Annotated in this window: 16 protein-coding genes, 1 tRNA gene and 1 other RNA gene; 11 read left to right on the top strand and 7 right to left on the bottom strand. The window is 57.8% G+C overall.

From position 1 onward, the window contains the following. Positions 1-7 precede the first annotated feature (7 nt). The 3 genes from QP981_RS02600 to QP981_RS02610 form a co-directional block, all read right to left on the bottom strand. Positions 8-970, bottom strand: coding sequence for a cation diffusion facilitator family transporter (locus QP981_RS02600; RefSeq protein WP_070706004.1), 963 nt, complete (start codon positions 968-970; stop codon positions 8-10). A 20-nt stretch (positions 971-990) separates the two neighbouring features. After that, positions 991-1758: an alpha/beta hydrolase family protein gene (locus tag QP981_RS02605; protein ID WP_284857788.1), complete on the bottom strand. Its 768-nt coding sequence runs from the start codon at positions 1756-1758 to the stop codon at positions 991-993. A 163-nt stretch (positions 1759-1921) separates the two neighbouring features. Further along, positions 1922-3565, bottom strand: a complete 1644-nt coding sequence (locus tag QP981_RS02610) for an AbgT family transporter (RefSeq protein WP_284857787.1) — start codon at positions 3563-3565, stop codon at positions 1922-1924. A 178-nt stretch (positions 3566-3743) separates the two neighbouring features. On the opposite strand from QP981_RS02610, the gene smpB reads away from it, so the two are divergent. Then, positions 3744-4247 carry an SsrA-binding protein SmpB gene (gene smpB / locus QP981_RS02615; protein ID WP_038626299.1) on the top strand — a complete coding sequence of 168 codons (504 nt, stop codon included), beginning with the start codon at positions 3744-3746 and terminating at the stop codon, positions 4245-4247. A 28-nt stretch (positions 4248-4275) separates the two neighbouring features. Here the strand turns inward: smpB and QP981_RS02620 are convergent, their stop codons facing one another. Further along, positions 4276-4671, bottom strand: coding sequence for a DUF3887 domain-containing protein (locus QP981_RS02620; RefSeq protein WP_016423247.1), 396 nt, complete (start codon positions 4669-4671; stop codon positions 4276-4278). A 356-nt stretch (positions 4672-5027) separates the two neighbouring features. Here QP981_RS02620 and ssrA point away from each other — a divergent pair. From ssrA to QP981_RS02655, 8 genes are all read left to right on the top strand, one after another. Beyond that, positions 5028-5411: a transfer-messenger RNA gene (gene ssrA, locus QP981_RS02625) on the top strand. A gap of 180 nt (positions 5412-5591) precedes the next feature. Then, a complete protein-coding gene (locus QP981_RS02630; protein WP_284857786.1) occupies positions 5592-6845 on the top strand; it encodes a tyrosine-type recombinase/integrase in 1254 nt (417 codons plus the stop codon). 167 nt (positions 6846-7012) lie between these two features. Beyond that, positions 7013-7411, top strand: coding sequence for a hypothetical protein (locus tag QP981_RS02635; RefSeq protein WP_284869999.1), 399 nt, complete (start codon positions 7013-7015; stop codon positions 7409-7411). A gap of 181 nt (positions 7412-7592) precedes the next feature. Continuing rightward, entirely contained in the window at positions 7593-7769 is a 177-nt protein-coding gene (locus QP981_RS02640) for a helix-turn-helix domain-containing protein (protein ID WP_284870000.1), read from the top strand. A gap of 2 nt (positions 7770-7771) precedes the next feature. Further along, a complete protein-coding gene (locus tag QP981_RS02645) occupies positions 7772-8038 on the top strand; it encodes a hypothetical protein (protein WP_284857784.1) in 267 nt (88 codons plus the stop codon). Positions 8039-8041: 3 nt separating this feature from the next. Continuing rightward, complete coding sequence (locus tag QP981_RS11235) at positions 8042-8902, top strand: bifunctional DNA primase/polymerase (protein WP_350309471.1); 861 nt, start codon at positions 8042-8044, stop codon at positions 8900-8902. Next, on the top strand, positions 8902-10374 hold the full coding sequence (locus tag QP981_RS02650; protein WP_284857783.1) for a DNA primase family protein: 1473 nt from the start codon (positions 8902-8904) through the stop codon (positions 10372-10374). Before QP981_RS11235 ends, QP981_RS02650 begins: the two co-directional genes overlap by 1 nt. 743 nt (positions 10375-11117) lie before the next feature. After that, complete coding sequence (locus QP981_RS02655) at positions 11118-11753, top strand: helix-turn-helix domain-containing protein (RefSeq protein WP_284857782.1); 636 nt, start codon at positions 11118-11120, stop codon at positions 11751-11753. 606 nt (positions 11754-12359) lie between these two features. Here QP981_RS02655 and QP981_RS02660 read toward each other — a convergent pair. The 3 genes from QP981_RS02660 to QP981_RS02670 all read right to left on the bottom strand — a co-directional run bounded on the left by QP981_RS02660 (position 12360) and on the right by QP981_RS02670 (position 14507). Beyond that, the gene (locus QP981_RS02660; protein ID WP_284857781.1) at positions 12360-12605 is read right to left on the bottom strand and encodes a hypothetical protein; all 246 of its coding nucleotides are present in this window, start codon (positions 12603-12605) and stop codon (positions 12360-12362) included. 218 nt (positions 12606-12823) lie between these two features. Beyond that, the gene (locus tag QP981_RS02665; protein ID WP_048733544.1) at positions 12824-13663 is read right to left on the bottom strand and encodes a GDSL-type esterase/lipase family protein; all 840 of its coding nucleotides are present in this window, start codon (positions 13661-13663) and stop codon (positions 12824-12826) included. 262 nt (positions 13664-13925) lie between these two features. Further along, the gene (locus QP981_RS02670; RefSeq protein ID WP_284857780.1) at positions 13926-14507 is read right to left on the bottom strand and encodes a PPA1309 family protein; all 582 of its coding nucleotides are present in this window, start codon (positions 14505-14507) and stop codon (positions 13926-13928) included. 151 nt (positions 14508-14658) lie between these two features. On the opposite strand from QP981_RS02670, the gene QP981_RS02675 reads away from it, so the two are divergent. After that, a complete protein-coding gene (locus QP981_RS02675) occupies positions 14659-17646 on the top strand; it encodes a UPF0182 family protein (protein ID WP_284857779.1) in 2988 nt (995 codons plus the stop codon). Positions 17647-17846: 200 nt separating this feature from the next. After that, positions 17847-17920, top strand: a tRNA-Met gene (locus QP981_RS02680). The last annotated feature ends 162 nt before the right edge of the window (positions 17921-18082 follow it).

Here is an 18082-nt window from a genome sequence, read left to right on the forward strand (position 1 = left end):
GAACATTTTAGGTATGAGCCGGGTACTCGTGGTCAGCGTGCCCGGTTCTTTCAATTTGCACCGTGGCGTGTTCAATCCCGTGGACGTCGTGAAGCAGTGCCTGCGCGCGGTCGAGCAATGCGTGCTCGTCGCCGTTGGGGAGCGTGTCGCAGCGCACGAGATGGACAGATGCCAGTAGGTCGCTGCCGTTGAGGGACCAGACGTGGAGATCGTGGACATCGACCACTCCGTCCAAGTCAGACAGGTCAGCAGTGATTCTCTCAGTGTCGACGCCCTTCGGGGTGTACTCCAGCAACACGTGGAGACAGTCGCGCACCAGAACGGCGGCTCGGGGGACGATGAAGAGCGCAATCACGATAGAGACCACCGAGTCGATGGCAGTCCAGCCGGTGTATGCGATAGCGATAGCGGAGATAATGACGGCGACCGAACCAGCGGCGTCGACAAGCACGTGCAGATACGCGCCGCGGACGTTGACGCTTTCCTTGGCAGCGCCGGCGAGCAGAAACGCCGCAATCACATTGGTGAGCAGGCCGATGACTGCGATGATGAGCATCGACGTGGTTTGAATCTCAGATTGCTCCACTGACCCGAATCGCCGGATTGCGCCCCAGAGAATCACAGCGGCAATGATGAAAACTGTCAGACCGTTGACGAGAGCAGTCAGAACCTCAACACGACGGTACCCGTACGTCGCGCGGTGATTGGCTCCGCGCTGGGCGATAGCCAAACCGGCAACTGCCATAAGCAGGCCTGCGGAGTCCGTCACCATATGGCCGGCATCTGCCAGCAGCGCCAGTGAACCCGAGACCAAGCCGCCGATGAGCTCGGCGAGAAATACGACAAGAGTTAGACCCGCAGCTGCGAGCAGGCGACGGGCAGGAGTATTCGCGGGGTCAATATGAGCGTGGTCATGGCCGTGTGAATGACCGTGGCCGTGTGAGTGGCCAGAGTGTTCAGTTGTGTCCATAACCCCTAATGATAACAGGGCTATTCAGCCTCCGCAAGATAGCTATCCGCCCACGCATAAATCAGGTCAGCAGCGCGCGCGGCGGACTTAGCGCGAGTGAGCAAGTGGTCTGCGCGATCCAAGCTCATCAGGGATTTTGGATAGCGAGAGACCTGGAAAATCTTCTGGGCGCTATCGATACCAACAGTCTGGTCGGTCGGGGAGTGCAGAATAAGCAGTGGCTTGCGCAGCTGGCTGAGATAAACCTCCGGGTTGTAGTCCGCCAACACTTCCAAGAACTCACGGGAGATGGGAATGCCACGACCTTCAATCTGCAGAACCTGCGTGCCGTGCTCATCGACCGTCGAAATGTCACCGGCGATGCGCACAATCGAGTGTGCCGGATCGAAGGGTGCACCGATTGTCGCTACCGCCTTGATTTTCGGCATATCGTGGCCGGCGTTCAGCGCCGCTGCGCCACCGAGCGAGTGCCCAATCAGTAGCGAGGGGGCCTCAAATTCTGCCTCCATGAACTCGTAGGCGGCCTTAAGGTCATCGATGTTGGTCTGGAACGTCGTCTCACCGAAATCACCAGTGGACTGCCCGAGGCCAGTGAAGTCGAACCGGAATGCCGCAATGCCCTTCTTCGCCAGCGCCTTGCAGGTGCGTGACGCGCCGGGCACCATCCGATTACACGTGAAGCAATGACCAAATAGTGCCCACGCGCGTGGCTTACCGTCGGGCAAATCAATCGATGCAGCCAGAGTCTCGCCTGTCGATCCCGTAAATTTTAGGTGCTTTGTTGGCATAGGTTATATCCGCGTCTCAGTGTGTGCTCAAAGTGTGTACGTTTTCGCTTAACGACGCCCGTTGTGGTGGCGACCGTACGCAATACTAAACCCGAGTACCGCAAATAGTTGAGGGATTGGCCGAAAAATTCGACCAATCCCTCAGTTGCCCAGAAGTTGTGAGTTAACGCACCGGAACCCCTGGCCCCAGCGGAATACCCGCGAGATACCACACAACAAAGAATAGGAACCAGCCCACCAGCATGCACAGCGAGTAAGGGATGGCCAGTGACATCAGCGTGCCGACACCCGCCGGCTTGTAGTACTTCTGCAGGAAGGTCAGTGCCAGCGCAAAGTACGGCGACATCGGTGTAATGATGTTGGTCGGGGAGTCACCAATACGGAATAGCTGCTGAGAGACCTCCGGGGAGACGTTGACGTACATCAGCATCGGCACCACGACCGGCGCCATCAGTGCCCACTGTGCAGAGCCCGAGGTAATCAGCATGTTGAGAACAGCCACCATCAGGACGAAGGCAGCAAAGAGCAACAGCGGCGGCAGATCCGCCTTGGTCAGGAATTCGGAGCCCTTGATGGCGGTCCACTGGCCGATATTGGACCACTTGAAGTAGGCCGTGAACTGCGAAACAGCGAAGAAGAGCACCATCATTGTGGTCAGTGTGCCCAGGCCACGTTCCATGAAGGCGGGCACATCTGCAGAGGAGGTGATGGTCTTGGCGCCAATGCCGTACGCAATACCGACCACGGCGAAGAAGAGGGCAATGGACGCCACGACGTCGGTAAGCAGCACGGAATTCAAGATGCCGTCGCCTTCGCCGCGCAGAGGCGAACCCGGGATGAACAGGGCAGCGAACCAAAGCGCCAGGAAGATGACAGCGGCGATGTTGCCGTAGCGGAGGCCACGTCGTTCGGCATCGTTGAGGATTAGCTTGTCGCGGCCATTGCTGGAGCTGCTAGATGCGGTGTTCCGCTCCTCCTTCTTGGCGTTTTCCTCGGCAGCTTCCTCCGAAGCGCCCGGTTTGGTGAATTCCGCGGCATCGTGGTCAATGTGGTCGTCGTGGACGGTCTTCTCCACGTGCTTGGTAATAAACAGTTCAGTAACGGCGGTAATAATCAGAGCCAGCACAATCGACGAGGCCATAGTGAAGAAGTAGTTGGCCAGCGGTGAAACTACGTATTCCGGATCCACGAAGTGCGCTGCATGCGTGGAGATACCTGCCAGCAGCACATCGGTGATGTTGAGCACCAGTGACGAATTGAACCCGGCCGACGAGGCGGCAAAGGCGACCATCGCACCGACAATAGGGTTACGACCAACTGCGGCGAATGAGGCGGCACCCAGCGGAATGAGAATCACGTAGACGGCATCAGAAGCGATTGAACCAGTCACGCCGGCCAGTGCAACAATGAATGTCAGCAGGACAGGGGAGTGCACCTTGGAAATTGCCGCGCGGATTGCCGAGCCGATGTAACCGGAGTACTCCGCAATTGCGACACCGAGCATGCACACCAGAATCAGGCCAACTGGTGCGAAGTCCGTGAAGTTCGTTACCGCCTCAGAGACCATCTTTTGCAGGTACTCTGCGGTAGCAAGGCTTTCCACCTCGATGATGTCACCCGACGCGGGATCCTTGGCCTGCATACCCGCAGCCTCACCGAGCCACGAAGAAACGATGACTACACCGGCAAGAATCACGAATAGCCAAAATGGATTTGGCAGTGCGTTGCCGATACGTTCCAGTGTTGCTAGGAACCCCTTTGGCTTCGGTGGCGCTTTGTCCGGTTCCAACGTTTTTGACTGTCCCATATATATAAATCCCTCTGTGTTAGACGTTGGTAAAAGGTTAGGGGAAAGTAAGTTGCGTCACAACGTAAAAGGCCAGAGGCATATGTATGTCGGGTGCGAGCAGGCGCATAAGGGAAAGTTAAGGGAATAGCTAGGGAATAGCTGTAGTGCACCTTCTTCGACTAGAGTTAATCAGGTTATGGGCAAGAAGAAGTCGAAGAAAGAAAAGGTCAGCGCCAACAACGCGGTGGTGGCCACCAATCGTCGTGCCCGCCATGACTACAACATTCTGGACACCTACGAATGCGGTGTCGTTCTCGTGGGCACTGAGGTCAAGGCGCTGCGCGAGGGCAAAGCATCGCTTAATGACGCCTTCGCGACCATCGACGACGGCGAAGTGTGGCTCCGCGGGCTGCATATCCCGGAGTACTCCTACGGTTCGTGGACTAATCACTCACCGCGTCGCTCGCGCAAGCTGTTGTTGCACCGCAAGGAGATTGACACCCTGTGGGGCAAGGTCCGCGATGGCAACAACACGCTTGTACCCCTGAAGCTGTATTTCACCGACGGCCGCTTGAAGGTCGAGCTCGCACTCGCCCGCGGTAAGCAGGATTATGACAAGCGCCAGGACATCAAGCGCCGCACGGAGGAGCGCGAAGCTACTCGTGCGCTGGGCCGTCGTGTGAAGGGCATCAAGGGGTAAAAGAGGTCTTCATTAGAAGAAACCCTTTTTAGAAGGGGAACTCAGTCGCATCGACTGGGAGGATGAGTAGGCCAATGACGTTTTCGTGACGGTCAAAGGCAACTCGAGCCATCCATTCGCCAGCCTCATGTTTGAGGGTGGTGATGACGAGACTTGTGCCGAGAATCTTCGACAGGAGTTTCTGCGAGGTCGGTTCCTTAGTCCTGGTTCCCCCGAGGCTGGTGACTTGGGTGTCGTCGAAAGATTCGAACGCCCCAGTCTCGGTGAGAACATCTTCCCAGACAGAGTAGATAGTGGACCAGGGGAGATCCTTCCGGAGCTTTGGGGAGATCATGCTTACGGTTTCTGCTTCTTCACCGTTGATGATGTGGCGAAGGAATTTTTCGCCGAGTTCGGCGATATGTGTAGTTTTTGTGGCAGTCATCAATTCTCCTGAAACGGGGTTTTGGACACTTCCGAACCGTTTGAATGCCGCTTGCCGGGAGATATTGAGTACATTTCCAATCTCTGCCCATGAATGGCCCGCTGCGCGAGCCTGCACCACGGCATCTTCAAGTTCTTGTTCGGCAATGTTCGTTGCTTGCAGTCGGTGACGGATTGTCGTCAATGGATCCATGACTGCAGTCAACCATTAGTTGACATCGTTGTCAACTCTAAGTTGACATGTGGGGGGGGGCTGCTGGCTGTATGACGAGGTCTGTTGACTTTCCTCGTCGTAAAGCGTTATCCTTGAACATCCTTTGAGTGCTACGCACTTTCCCGTGCTCGAAGGCATTGTATGGGGCTGACATGGTTTCGACACCGTACAGTGAGCCAGGGGAAGCGTGCCGGTGCAGGCTAGAGACCACCGTTAAGCGTCGTAGCAACTGATTAAGCGCCGAGAACACTCAGCGCGACTACGCTCTCGCTGCCTAATTAAGCGACTAGCGTGTCTGTCAGACCGGGCTTGCCCTTTGGTCCGGACCCTGGCATCGACTTAAAAGGGCTCGCCCGATGGGTGTGCCGTAAGGCTCATCGGGGATCTTCTTACTTGCGGCTGGGCCCGTCATTCGGACATGTTTGCCTGAGCCGAAGGGTCGAGTAGAGGCGATTGTGCGAACTGCGCACGGAGAAGCCCTGGCGAGTTGGCGGTGGACCCGAGTTCAATTCTCGGCAGCTCCACAAACAGCAATTCCCCTGGTCGGTGATGACCGGGGGTTTTGTTGTATCCGGCCTGGTAGTGACTGTTTTTAGTCTACACGATTAATGCCCTGTAGTGGACTCGGATACACTGGAATCTGGCACAAATCTGGCATATCTGGCACAAATCTGGCACGCGCAGCATGACCACTACAGGCGGAAACAATGGCATTCGGCAGTATTCGAAAACTCAAGTCTGGAAGATTCCAGGCGCGCTACACCTACCGGGGGCAAGACTGTAAAGCCCCAGACACTTTCAAAACTAGGAGCCTGGCGCAAGGCTGGCTGAACGAAGAAGAGAAACTGATTAGTTTCAATGAGTGGACGCACCCGGAGCAGCGCGCGGCGGAAGAACAGCTAGCGCAGCAGCGCCACGCCCTCACCGTGGAAGCATGGCTAGATCAGTATCACGATGGGCTTACGGTCCGCGCGTCTACGCTGCAGACTTATCGGCGTACCGTCCGCAACCGCATTACCGCACCGCTGCCCCCTGGTGACGCGGACCCGGACATTACCCGGCTTGCCGACATTCCCCTTGTGGAATTAAGCAAAGCTGACATTTACGGGTGGTGGGACGCTATCACCCGCGCTTATGACACACCAGAGACAAACCAAAAAGCCTATGTGCGGCTTAAGGCAGCGTGCGACGAAGCAGTACGGCGGGAACTGATAGACCGTAACCCGGTGGAGATCGCGGCGGCTAAGCGGCGCAGCACACGAGAATTACCGTACCTGCCGACCACGGAAGAGTTACACGCCGTCGTAGACGAAATGCGGCCGTCGTACAAGCTGCTAACTGTCCTGTGCCTGTTCCATGGTTTGCGTATCGGTGAAGCAATCGCCCTGGAAGTAGACGATGTTATTTGTGATGTGCCGGTGCCGTATGCCCCTCGGTACTCAATTCGGGTGAAGCAGAACGCGCAGCGCATTACCCCAGACGAGGGCCCCACATTCATGCTGCTACAAAAAACTAAGAGCCAGGCGGGGAACAGGCAGGTGCCTTTTATGCCGTCCATGGTGCCGCTGCTGTGGGAACACATGGCGAAGCACGTGGCACCGGACCCGGTGGAACTCAACCAGGCAGCCGACCTCGGGGGAGGTACACGCCCGGCGCGATTACTCACCACCACAATCAAGGGTGAAATTGTTTTTGACACGTCTTATAGGGCCGTGTTGGAGCGGGCTGTAAAGCGTGCGGGCGTGTCGGAGCGGATTAAACCGCACTCGGGTAGGCGCTGGCTGGTGACCCGTCTTGCGGAAGAGGGTGCGCATGTAAAAGAGATTGGCCGGATCCTTGGAGATGATGATTTGAGTGTGATTATGGGCATTTACATGCAGGTTCGCGCCGAGCGGACAACGGAGCTTATGGGCATTGTGGACGCGTCGGTTACAGCAGCGCAGCCGAAAGAGCAGGGGTAAAAAGGGGAGAAGTGAGCGGTATGGACTTTGAAAAGCAGCGGCAGTTAGAACAGTTGGTTTTGTCGGCTCCTGGGGTGGCGCTAAAGCGGGCGGCGGTGGTGTTTCGGTGCCCGGCGCGTGGGTGCTTACTGGGGGCGGGCTTCCAAGTTGGGGGTCGGCTATGGGCCGTGCGGAAAACAGTGCTCTATGTAGACCCCTGGGAAACTGACGCCCACCGCGGCCCGGAGGGGCTGCCCCCTGAAGTTTCAGCCGGGGAGATTGGCGCCCTCCTGGACACCCTTCGGCTAAGTTACGACGTCGGCCGCGCCGGGCGGTTAGCCGGGTCCGATTACCGGGTTGGGGCGCACTGCTCGCGGGTACTGGGGGATTATGACGCCCCAGATAATGACACGCGGGTTAGCTGTAAACACCTTGAGGGGCATTTAACCGACGCTGATTTTCTCCTCGGCGTTCAGCGCGTGCGGGAGGGGAGCCCGGAGAAGAAAACCATCATGTTTAATCCGGTGGCGGTGGCACTTTCCGACTTGGCAGAGGATACGGAATACCTAGCGCACAAATGGGACTAGCCACCCCCGGGGTGGGCCTGTGCTACCCTGGCGGTTGCAACTATTGCGCTCGCCGTCGCTATGGCAGACCCCGATAAATGAGCACCCGGGCTAGACCCTATAGGAGGGTTTAACCATGGTGCGTAAAACACCGTCTGTCACTAACACAACCGCCGCACGCCGCGGCCTAAAGCCCCGACACATGGGCAGCGTCAAAGAAGCAGCAGAGCGCTGGGCAATCAGTGAGAAAACAATCCGGCGCATGATTAACGCCGGGGAACTCACCGGCTACTACCCAACACCCCGCACCCTACGTGTGGACATGCTCGAGCTGGACACGCTTTTGGAGTCCCGCGCCACCCGCAAGGTGGTGGCCTAACAATGGACTACCGGGAACTTGCACTAACCTACAGCCGCATAGATCTAGACATCTACAAACTATCTGTAGATGACTGCACAGAGTTCGATTCACCGAACGCCCACCTGATAGACCAACTGCAGCTAATCATCGACACCACCGCCGAGCACTTAGAAGTACTGCGAAACATCGCAGAGGGCTACGACTACCACGGAATCATTGCCCCACTACGACGGTTCACCGATGACCTAACCGACGCCAACGAAGCACTATGGCGCGCGGAGGACTAGACGATGACCAACAAAGAAAAACCCACCGGGGCGGGGCAGCCACCGGCAGGCGCAGGCGCCACTAACACTACCCGCACCCTGCAAGAACACGCTATAGACTACGCCCGGCGAGGCCTGGCAGTCCTGCCACTTAAACCGCGGGACAAAATGCCCATACACGCCGCCGGAGGGCAAGGGGGATTCCACCAAGCAACCACCAACCCCGACCAAATCCGCGCCTGGTGGAGCCAACACCCCAACGCCAACATCGGGGCACGGCCACCAGCCGGGTGCATAATCCTGGACGTTGACCCAGGCAACGGCGGCGCCACAACATGGGCCGCAACCGTCCCCGACGGCTACCAACCAGAACACCACACGTTCACAACCCGCACCGGCTCCGGCGGGTGGCACGCCTGGTACCTCCTGCCATTCGACCGGCCCACCCGCAGCACCGCCGGGGACGGCATAGATCTACGAACACACCGCAACGGGCACGTAGTCATGCCGCCAAGTATCCACCCCACCACCGGGCAGGCATACCAACTACAAGGAAACCACTGGCCCCCAGCACCACTACCAAAATACTGGTGGCCGCGCGTCTACAAACCCATAGAAACACCCCGCTACACCAGCCCGGCGCGCCGGGCGGCGATGATACAGCGCGCCCCGGAGGTCATAGAGAACGTACGGCGCGCCCCCAACGGAGAGCGTAACCGCACCCTGTTTGTGGCGGCGTGCCGCCTGTTTGAAAACGGGCTAGACGCGCTCGGGCCGGAACTGTTCGACGCAGCCCGAGACATAGGACTGGGAGAAAGAGAAATACAAGCAACCCTAAACAGTGCCGCGCAGCGGGTGCGACACACGCAGGGGAGGGCCGCATAATGGCAGAAGCAGACTTCACACCGGCGACAGTGACTAACGATAAGTTTTGTGAGCTGGTAGGCCGGGACGTTTGGCCGGTGTTCCACAGCCCCCGGCTACCCGAAGAACCAGCGGCCCAACTAGTCGGGTACCGCTACACACACAACGGTGACACCACACTCGCCTACTACCAAAAGAATTGGTACCGGTGGGCCGGGACCCACTGGGGCCAAGTGGACGAAGACGATGTACGCGCCGACCTTAGGAAAACCCTGGCGATGGCGGCAGTCATCGACAAAAACGGCAACAAAAAACCCTGGCCCGTCAACCGTAGAAATATTGGGGAGATAATCGACGCGCTAAAAGCACTCGTTAATGTCCCCAGCAGCAATGACACCCCCTGTTGGCTAGCACCCCGCAACGGTGACCCCAGCCCGGCGCGGCTGCTGTTCCTGCAGAACAAAATAGTCGATGTGGACACCCGCGCCACCTACGACCCAACGCCGCGGGTGTTCAACATGGCGGCCGCCGCCTACAGCTACGACCCGCACGCCACATGCCCAACCTGGCGGAAGTTTCTCACAGATAGTTTCGCCGATGATCCGAAAGCTGTGGAGTTTCTACAACAATGGTTCGGCTACGTCCTTTCTGGTGATACCAATCAGCAAAAAGCGGCGCTGCTAACCGGCGCCACCCGGGCGGGAAAAGGGCTGATTACCGGGACGCTATCAGCACTGGTCGGTGAAGCCAACTGCGCCAGCGCCAAACTAGGCGAACTGGCGGGGAAATTCGGCATGGAGGAACTACTAGGTAAGAAGCTAGTTATCGTTGGTGACGCGCGTACGACCAGCAAGGAAGCACAAAATGCGGCGGAAACCCTGCTGAACATCACGGGTGAAGATCCCGTAGGTGTTAACCGCAAGCACATTAAGGTGCAGACAGTAAAGCTCGGTGCCCGTGTGATGGTGTCTAGTAACGAAACGCCCCGCATTTTTGACGCCGCCGGGGCGCTACCGGGCCGGTTCGTTTGCGTACACATGCCTATAAGCCACTTGGGTAGGGAGGACCCCAACCTACCGCGGCAGCTACGGGCAGAATTACCGGGGATTCTCAATTGGGCGCTAGACGGCTACGACCACTTACGCAAGCAAGGCAGGTTCACAGAACCCGACGCCACCGCCGAGGTGCAAGACACCATGAGAGAACTCGGCAGCCCCGTGGCGGGGTTTGTTAAAGATTGCTGCACAGTCACCGGCGACCATGGCGACTACGTGCGACAAACGGATCTCGGCGCCGCGTATCGGACGTGGTGCGCCAATAACGGGTTGAAAGCGTCCAACCTTACAGTTCTGCGCAGTGAGCTAAAGTCTGTGGCGCCAACCGTGGCGTACCGCGATAAACCACCAGCCGGGGAGACTGGTACCCGCTGGTATCACGGTGTGCAGCTGACGAAAACAGCCGATGATTTGAGACTAGAGGGGCTGCAGAGCTAGAGCAGCCGACGGAGACGCCCCAACGCGCCGGGCGGCCCTTACGATAGCCGTAACGGTTGGGGCCCGTCGGCCCCGCTGGTGTCGGGCGTGTGGAGAGGGCAGGGGGCTACCAACGGGGCGGAAACACGTTCGCCACACGACTGGAACACGGCTGGAACACGTCAAAAACAGGCGTGACCAGGGGGTACACAAAAAACACGTTTTTTCGCCTACTTACTCCCAGAAAATATATCGGGCATGTATGGAGTAATAGCCATTGTTTTTACGACAATTGTTAAAAAAACGTGTTTTTTGTGTACCTGCTGGTTAGAGGGGGTTTTACGTGTTTAGATTGTGTTTAAACGTGTTTTTGTGTGTTACATCACATGCCCGGCGCGCCGGGCGGCCCTGTGGTTAAAGGCCCCTGGGGGCTATCCCCGTTATGGTCGTAGCCCCGGCCCCCGTCGGTGTAGGCGTGAGGGCTGGCTACAGGTCTGGAGTTGTATGCCCCAGGGGGATAACCCCCGGCCCCAGGACGCAAGGCCCCCGGTAGGCAATGGCGCTAGGGGTGCGCCTGACCGTGGGGATCCAGGCCCAGGGGGTGACCCCCTCCCCAGCCCGTCGTGCCGGCCGGTTGGCATTGCTGCGCTGGTTATGTACGGGTTTGGCTGTTTCCGCACTTTCTCTAGTGCGTAGCAGCAGATAGCAGTGTGAGACGTTCGACACCGCGAGAAAATGTTTGCGAAGTGAACTAGTATGAAAACATGATGGTTCACACCGCAAACACACCTGAACAACAGGCTATAGAAACCAGACTCACCACAGCACTAACCACTATTGCGCGCCTGGCAGAAAACCTTAATGACCTTATCGGCGGTCATGGTCGTGTCGCTAGGTTCGGGGAAATCAGGCGGCGTAATCCACGGTCAACACCACCGTGCAATCTGTCTTGGCTGCAGTTGTCGATAGAGCTGCAGGACCTACTTAAGTGCGGCGTGCTGCAGGCGCGCGCTGACAGTCTCACAGGTGTTCCACGCGATCGCAGCGGTGAAGCACTTGCTTGGTGGCTAGCAGGCCACAGCAACCAACTAGCAGCACAGCAATGGGTTACCTCGGCCCCGTGGTGGTCCCTGCGCTCGGGCAGTAACGGGGTCTCATGGCTCGATGAAGTGGAGCTGTATGCCGATACCCTGCAGAACGCTATCAATCCACCCGAAAAGCACCCACCGGCAGGCAGCACGTTAGAGGTCGCAACCTGGTGTGATGTGTCTGCTACCTCGGTTCGCAATTGGCGGCGCGCTGGAAAACTACAAGGATTCTGGAACGGCAAAAAGTGGACCTACCGAACTGCCGATGTAATGGCAGTCAAAGAGATGATGGAGCAGCGCCGGGCAGGGTAGTCGGCACCGGATAAGCCGGGGTGTGCTGCAGTCTGCACCCGGTGTGCGGTCATCTTGACCGTGCAGGCCCCGGGAAATCTTAGGGCGGTGGCTCGCCCGCGACTCTCTCGGCTCCTGGTGCTGGCTTGTCTCTCTCTCCTTTTGTTTTGTAGCGCTAATTATGTAGGTGGCGGGTGCTAGGCGTTTTGGCGCGCGGTAATCCGCATGCCGGGTTATTCTGTCGGTGCCCCTGTTGACTGTGAGACTGTGGCGATAGCCCTACTGCTGGCAGCGCATTCCCCCCCCCTGTTGCTGGCGGTAGGGCGCTTTTTGTCTCGTTGAATTTTACGCCGGTGTAAGATTCCGTGCGCGTGTGGGGCTTACTCTGACCTTCGTCAAAGGGGTCAAATTGACCCCATAGCTTCCGTGCGCGTAAGGGCCTTAAGTCGGAAACCCGACCTAAAACCCCTGTTCACAAACGCATTCTAAGGCGTTGAACGACGGCAGCACGTACCCTAACACCCCTTAATCGCTTACAGGGTGTTCTACAGCACCGGCCCAACCTGCGATTATGTAAAAACCTGGTGATTCTTACACTTAGCATGGCCGGGCCGGTCACTTAATTCTCTAGTTGCTGTTGGTATCGCCCGACGCGGCTTGGTAAGCGTCACGGGCTGATTCAAGGGCGGTCTGTATGTCCTTAGCCACATCGCGGCCTGCGATACGGCTAAGTGTGTCGGTGAGGGTGTTCACATGCTCAATGGTGAGCGGCGCGCCCTCGTTGAGTTCCTCGGTTAGTGGGAGTTCTGGGCAGACGATACTTGCGGTGAGTACCTGCAGTTCTCGGAGTGCGTGGGCGGTGTAGCTGGACATAATTGTGTTGATCCTTTCTAGTTGGTTCGGCGGCTGTTTTTGGAAAATGTGGCACAAATCTGGCACGCGCGAATGGTTTGGTATCTGATTAGGTCAACTACCTGGGGCGGAGTGGTTTTGTAGTGGAACCTCGGCAGCTCCACAAATGGAAATCCCCGGTCATTACGACCGGGGATTTTTCGTTGTACTTGAAGACGTCTGAGCGACGTCGAAAGACCTTAGAAGGTGCTCTTGTAGACGTTGGCGATAGTGGTGCCAGCAACTGCCGAACCGTGGAAGGTCGGGTGGTTGGTCATGTTGTAGGAAGCAACATCGGTATCCAGAATTGCGGAGACCTGACGCTCACCGTCCGGACCGCACATTGCGACGTCGATGTTGGTGACCTCCTTCATGTTGACGAAACCGATACCGGATTCAGCGGCAGCACGCATCTGGCGGTTCTGCAGAGCCATCTCAAAGTGGTGCATACCGGCAGCCGGAATGTGCGGTGCAAAACCTGCGGCGTTAACCGGGCAAGCGTAGTGAGTCGGGTCATTAGAGGTGAAAGCCGGGTAACCAATCAGCATGACGCGAGCAGTTGGGTTAGCGGCCTTGATCTTCTCCACAGCGGCCACAACGTTGGTGGTGTACAGGTCATCCTGAACCGGCATTGGCAGCACAGCGCCCTGCATCGCGTCATTGGCGCCAACGTAGATGGTTACTAGCTGGGTAGCCGGGCCGAGGGAGCCCTGAGCGATGGCGTTGTCAACCTGGCCCATCAGGGACTTCTGCGGCTGAGTCGGCATGAAAGCGGTAGTGCCGTTGCAGGAGTAGTCGTGCAGTTCAAGACCAGTCTCACGAGCAACGTGAGAGCCGATGTTCGAGACCGAAATCGGGCAGCCACCACGGCCCGGTACGGCTGGATCGGACTGACCCGGGTTAGCAGCGAAGGAATCGCCGAAGGCAACGTAGTTACCAGTAGGAAGAGCGTTGGCAACACCACCGGTCAGGAGGGAGGCTGCCAGCGCAGAAGCTGCAGCTGCCGAGGCTGCTGCACGGCGAACAACGTTGTTCTTCATAATTAAAAACCTCTTAGTTGAAAACCTATAGAAGGAAAAACTCGCGCTACACTCGCGATTTCTTCGCCACAGACCGTCCCTGGAAGAACCAAGTCCGACAGAACCAAGTCCGACAGAACCCTGAGCGGATACTTAGAGACGCGCCTTTATCACTTTGTTATACAACTAGGTTCTAAGTCCGATGTCAACCGGAATCAGCTAGTTATATGTATATTCGGCGCTTTCAATACCTCTTTTTGTCTCTTATCGCTGGTAGGTGGATTTATGAGGCGCTTCCGAACGTGGAATACAACGCAGCGATGACACCATCGGCTACCCCAGAACCATCTTTTAGCTCAATCTCATCTTCAGCAAAGGGTCCACGCTCATCCAGTTCCGCCTCTGTGGGGCGAGGCTGAATCAGCGTTAGGTGTGGACCTTCACTGATAACGCCACTGAAAAGACGTGCCTGACGAGCCGCCTCACCATCCGCCTGTGCCCGCACCTCGTCCAGGGGCGCGCCCTCAAAGCTGTCTGCCTGCTCCGGGGCGATGACCATAATTTCCTGCGCTAACACGGCACCGACGACACCTGCCGGCCAGGATGTCCGAGCGATAAAGTCCGCCAACTCAGGGCTACCACCTTCAATTCCCTCGGGGAGAGGTTCCTGCGCAACGACAGTCAATGGGGCGCTGTCAATCAGCTCGTCGGCAAGCACGTCAGCAAGCGCGGCGGTGGGGACGAGGGCGAAGAGGCTCGGAGCGCGGTCCCAACCTTCGGCGTGGACGTATTCGACAGCTTCGCGCACGGCGCGATTGAGTGCCTGCTGGCTGAGATGAGTCTGAGTGCCGTTGTTTTCGCTCATGACGCTTGACGACGCCCCTTTCCTGGCAACGCTGTATTAACAGCATCCTTAGTCAAATGTTAGGAACTTTATTTAGAGTAGATGACAGATAAGCGTACGACCGACTTACCAGCTCGCTGGCAAGTCAAGCTCAACTCGAACAGGAGAGACGTTGTCTCTAAACCAGACTCGACCGAGACGATCGGCGGGTGGCCGCCCGGGGTGGCTGGCAATTACCGTGTTGGTGATTGCCGCGCTGACCTTTGTTATTCCAATCGCCGTCAATTTTTATACGGACTTTCAGTGGTTCGGTGAAGTGGGCTATCGAGGGGTATTCGCCACCACGTGGCTCACTCGTATCGTCCTGTTTATCACTGTAGGCCTGATAACGGGCGCACTGACATTTCTATCTATGTGGCTGGCGTGGCGCTCGCGGCCCGTCGACCTCGGACTGACGGATCCACGCAGCCCGCAGGCAGTGTACCGACGGATGGCTGAATCCGGTTCGAAGTCGATGTTCACCACGCTGCCCGTTGTATTCGGCGTACTCGGTGGCCTTGTGGGGCAGGGTAATTGGCAGACGGTGCAGCTGTTCTTAAACCGGCAGTCCTTCGGTGAGACTGACCCGCAGTATGGCAAGGACTTGGGCTTCTACGCATTCCAGTTGCCGCTGTGGTCGTACATCGTTTCGACGCTGGTTGTCCTGGTAGTTATTGCGTTCCTGCTGTCGCTGGTGACGCATTACTTCCTTGGTGGCATCCGCCCAGGTAACCCGACTACAGGGGAGAAGACCCGCGTTTCCAATGCGGCTCGTGCGCAGTTGGCGTGCTGGGCCGGTGTTTTCATGCTGCTCAAGGCTGTGTCTTACTGGCTGGACCGCTATGAGCTGCTGAATAACAAGCAGAAGACCTTCACCGGTGGTTCCTACACCGATATCAATGCGCTGCTGCCGGCGAAGATTACGCTGCTGGTCATCGCAATCGTCGTGGCCGCTGCATTCTTCGCGGCCATTTTCCTGCGCAATCTTTCTATTCCGGCGTTTGCCACCGTGCTGATGTTGGTTTCCGCCGGTCTGATTGGCGTGGCCTGGCCGATGGCAGTTGAGCAGTTCTCGGTGAACCCGAACCGCGCTTCCAAGGAACGCGAATACATTGCGCGCAATATTGAATCGACGCGCTACCACTACGGGCTTACCGACGACAAGGTGAAGGTCGAGCGCGACTGGGGCGTTCCGGCTGAAAAGGAAGGCGATAAGGAAGCCGCGAAGGAAGGTGCGGACTCGATTTCCCGCGATGCCGCTACTCTGGCCAATATCCGAATCCTGGATCCGGAAGTGCTGCCACGTACCTTCACGCAGCAGCGTCAGCTGAAGAACTTCTATGGTTTCTCCGATCCGCTTGCCATTGACCGCTACCAGATCGATGGCGCGTCCCGTGACTTCATCGTCGCTGCTCGTGAACTGAACCCGCAGACGCTGCAGGGTAACCAGACTGACTGGATTAACCGTCACACGGTCTATACCCACGGCAATGGTTTCGTTGCTGCGCCGGCTAATAAGGTCGACGAGGTTGCTTCCGAGTCCGGTTCCGCCCGCGGCGGTTACCCGCTGTATACCGTGGCTGACCTGTTCGAGTCCGAGGACCCGAACGGCATGAACCTGGACCTGAAGCAGCCGCGTATCTACTACGGCCCGGTTATCGCCAACAGCGATGCCGACTATGCGATTGTTGGCGGTAACGGTGACGGCAAGGACTATGAGTACGATGCCGACGGCCGTAACTTCACCTACGACGGTGAGGGCGGTGTTGGCGTTGGCGGACTTGCCAGCCGCATGATTTTTGCCACCCGTTACCAGGAGCTGAACATCCTGCTGTCCGACCGCATTGGGCCGGACTCCAAGATCATCTACAACCGCGATCCGCGTGACCGTGTTCAGAAGGTCGCCCCGTGGCTGACTACTGACACCAAGACCTACCCGGCTGTAGTCGATGGCCGTATGAAGTGGATTGTCGACGGCTACACCACGCTGGCCAAGATGCCGTACTCCCAGCGCATGAGCCTCCAGGAAACCACGCAGGACTCCATTAACCCGGATGGCACTCCACGCCCGCTGCCGAACAGTGAGGTCAGCTACATCCGCAACTCGGTCAAAGCGACCGTCGATGCCTACGATGGCACTGTTGAGCTCTACGAGTTCGATGAGAAGGATCCGGTGCTCAAGGCCTGGGAGGGTGTCTTCCCGGATGTGGTGAAGCCAAAATCGGAGATTTCCGAGGAGCTGCAGCAGCACCTGCGCTACCCGGAGGACTTGTTTAAGGTTCAGCGTGAGCTGATGGCTAAGTACCACGTCAGCGATCCGGGCGTGTTCTTCGCCAATGACTCCTTCTGGTCCGTCCCGTCCGATCCGACCGCGCCGGAAGAGCAGAACCTCTCCCAGCCGCCGTACTACGTTGTCGCTTCCGATCCGAAGACCGGAAAGCCGAGCTTCCAGCTGATTTCCGCCTTCCGCGGTCTGGAGCGCGAGTTCCTCGCCGCCCAGATGAGCGCTTCCTCCGATCCGGAGACGTACGGTCAGATCACCATCCGTGCCCTGCCGACCAACACCCAGACTATGGGTCCACGGCAGGCGCAGGACACGATGATGTCCGCAGATGAGGTCGCCCAGGACCGTACTCTGCTCGAGGGCACGAACGTGGTCACCAACGGTAACCTGCTGACGCTGCCGGTCGGCGATGGCGAGATTCTCTACGTCGAACCGGTCTACACCCAGCGCAAGGGCCAGGAGACCGCATTCCCGAAGCTGCTGCGTATTCTCGTCGCTTACCGCGGTCAGGTGGGCTACGGCGCCACGGTCACTGAGGCTCTGAGTCAGGTCGGTATCGATGCTTCCGCCGCGACCAAGGTCCGCGGTGAGGAAGAGACTGAGGAGCAGTCGGCGGATAAGGACAAGGATGCCGCCGACGCTGAGTCCGACGACGAGGCACCGAAGGAAGAGCGCAAGGTTGATGTCGCCGCGCGTGACGACGCCGCTCGCCGTATCTCCGACGCACTGCAAAAGCTTAACGACGCTCAGAAGAACGGTGACTACGCGGCGCAGGGCCAGGCACTTGCCGAGCTCGACCGCGCTGCCGCTGACTACCAGAAGGCCAACGGGCAGTAAGGTTTACAGAGAGTAAGGCTTGCAACGGGAGATTAGCCGAGAATCATAGGGTCTTATGGTTCGCAGAGTCCCCAGGTTGTAGCGAAACTGGCTATGACCTGGGGATTGGTCTTTGTTGGAAGGTCCGTGCTACAGTTACATCTCGTTGGCCGGAGAGGTCAGCACCCGCTGTGAGTGCTTGTAAAAGCCAGGACAGTTGACGCGGGGTGGAGCAGCTCGGTAGCTCGCTGGGCTCATAACCCAGAGGTCGTTGGTTCGAATCCAGCCCCCGCCACTAAGAAGAGACCCCTACCGGTGTAAACGCTGGTAGGGGTCTTCGTTATTCGGGGGTCAAATCACCGTTTTTCAGGGTTAAGTAGCAAAAAGTGTGTCCGCTCGGCGTGTTGCGGGGCGGGCACACCGTTTGTTACTTCATGGGGCCTTTTCTGATTCCTAT

Origin of the sequence: Corynebacterium sp. MSK047 (assembly GCF_030232285.1) — a bacterium.
GTDB classification, from domain to species: Bacteria; Actinomycetota; Actinomycetes; order Mycobacteriales; family Mycobacteriaceae; genus Corynebacterium; species Corynebacterium jeikeium_D.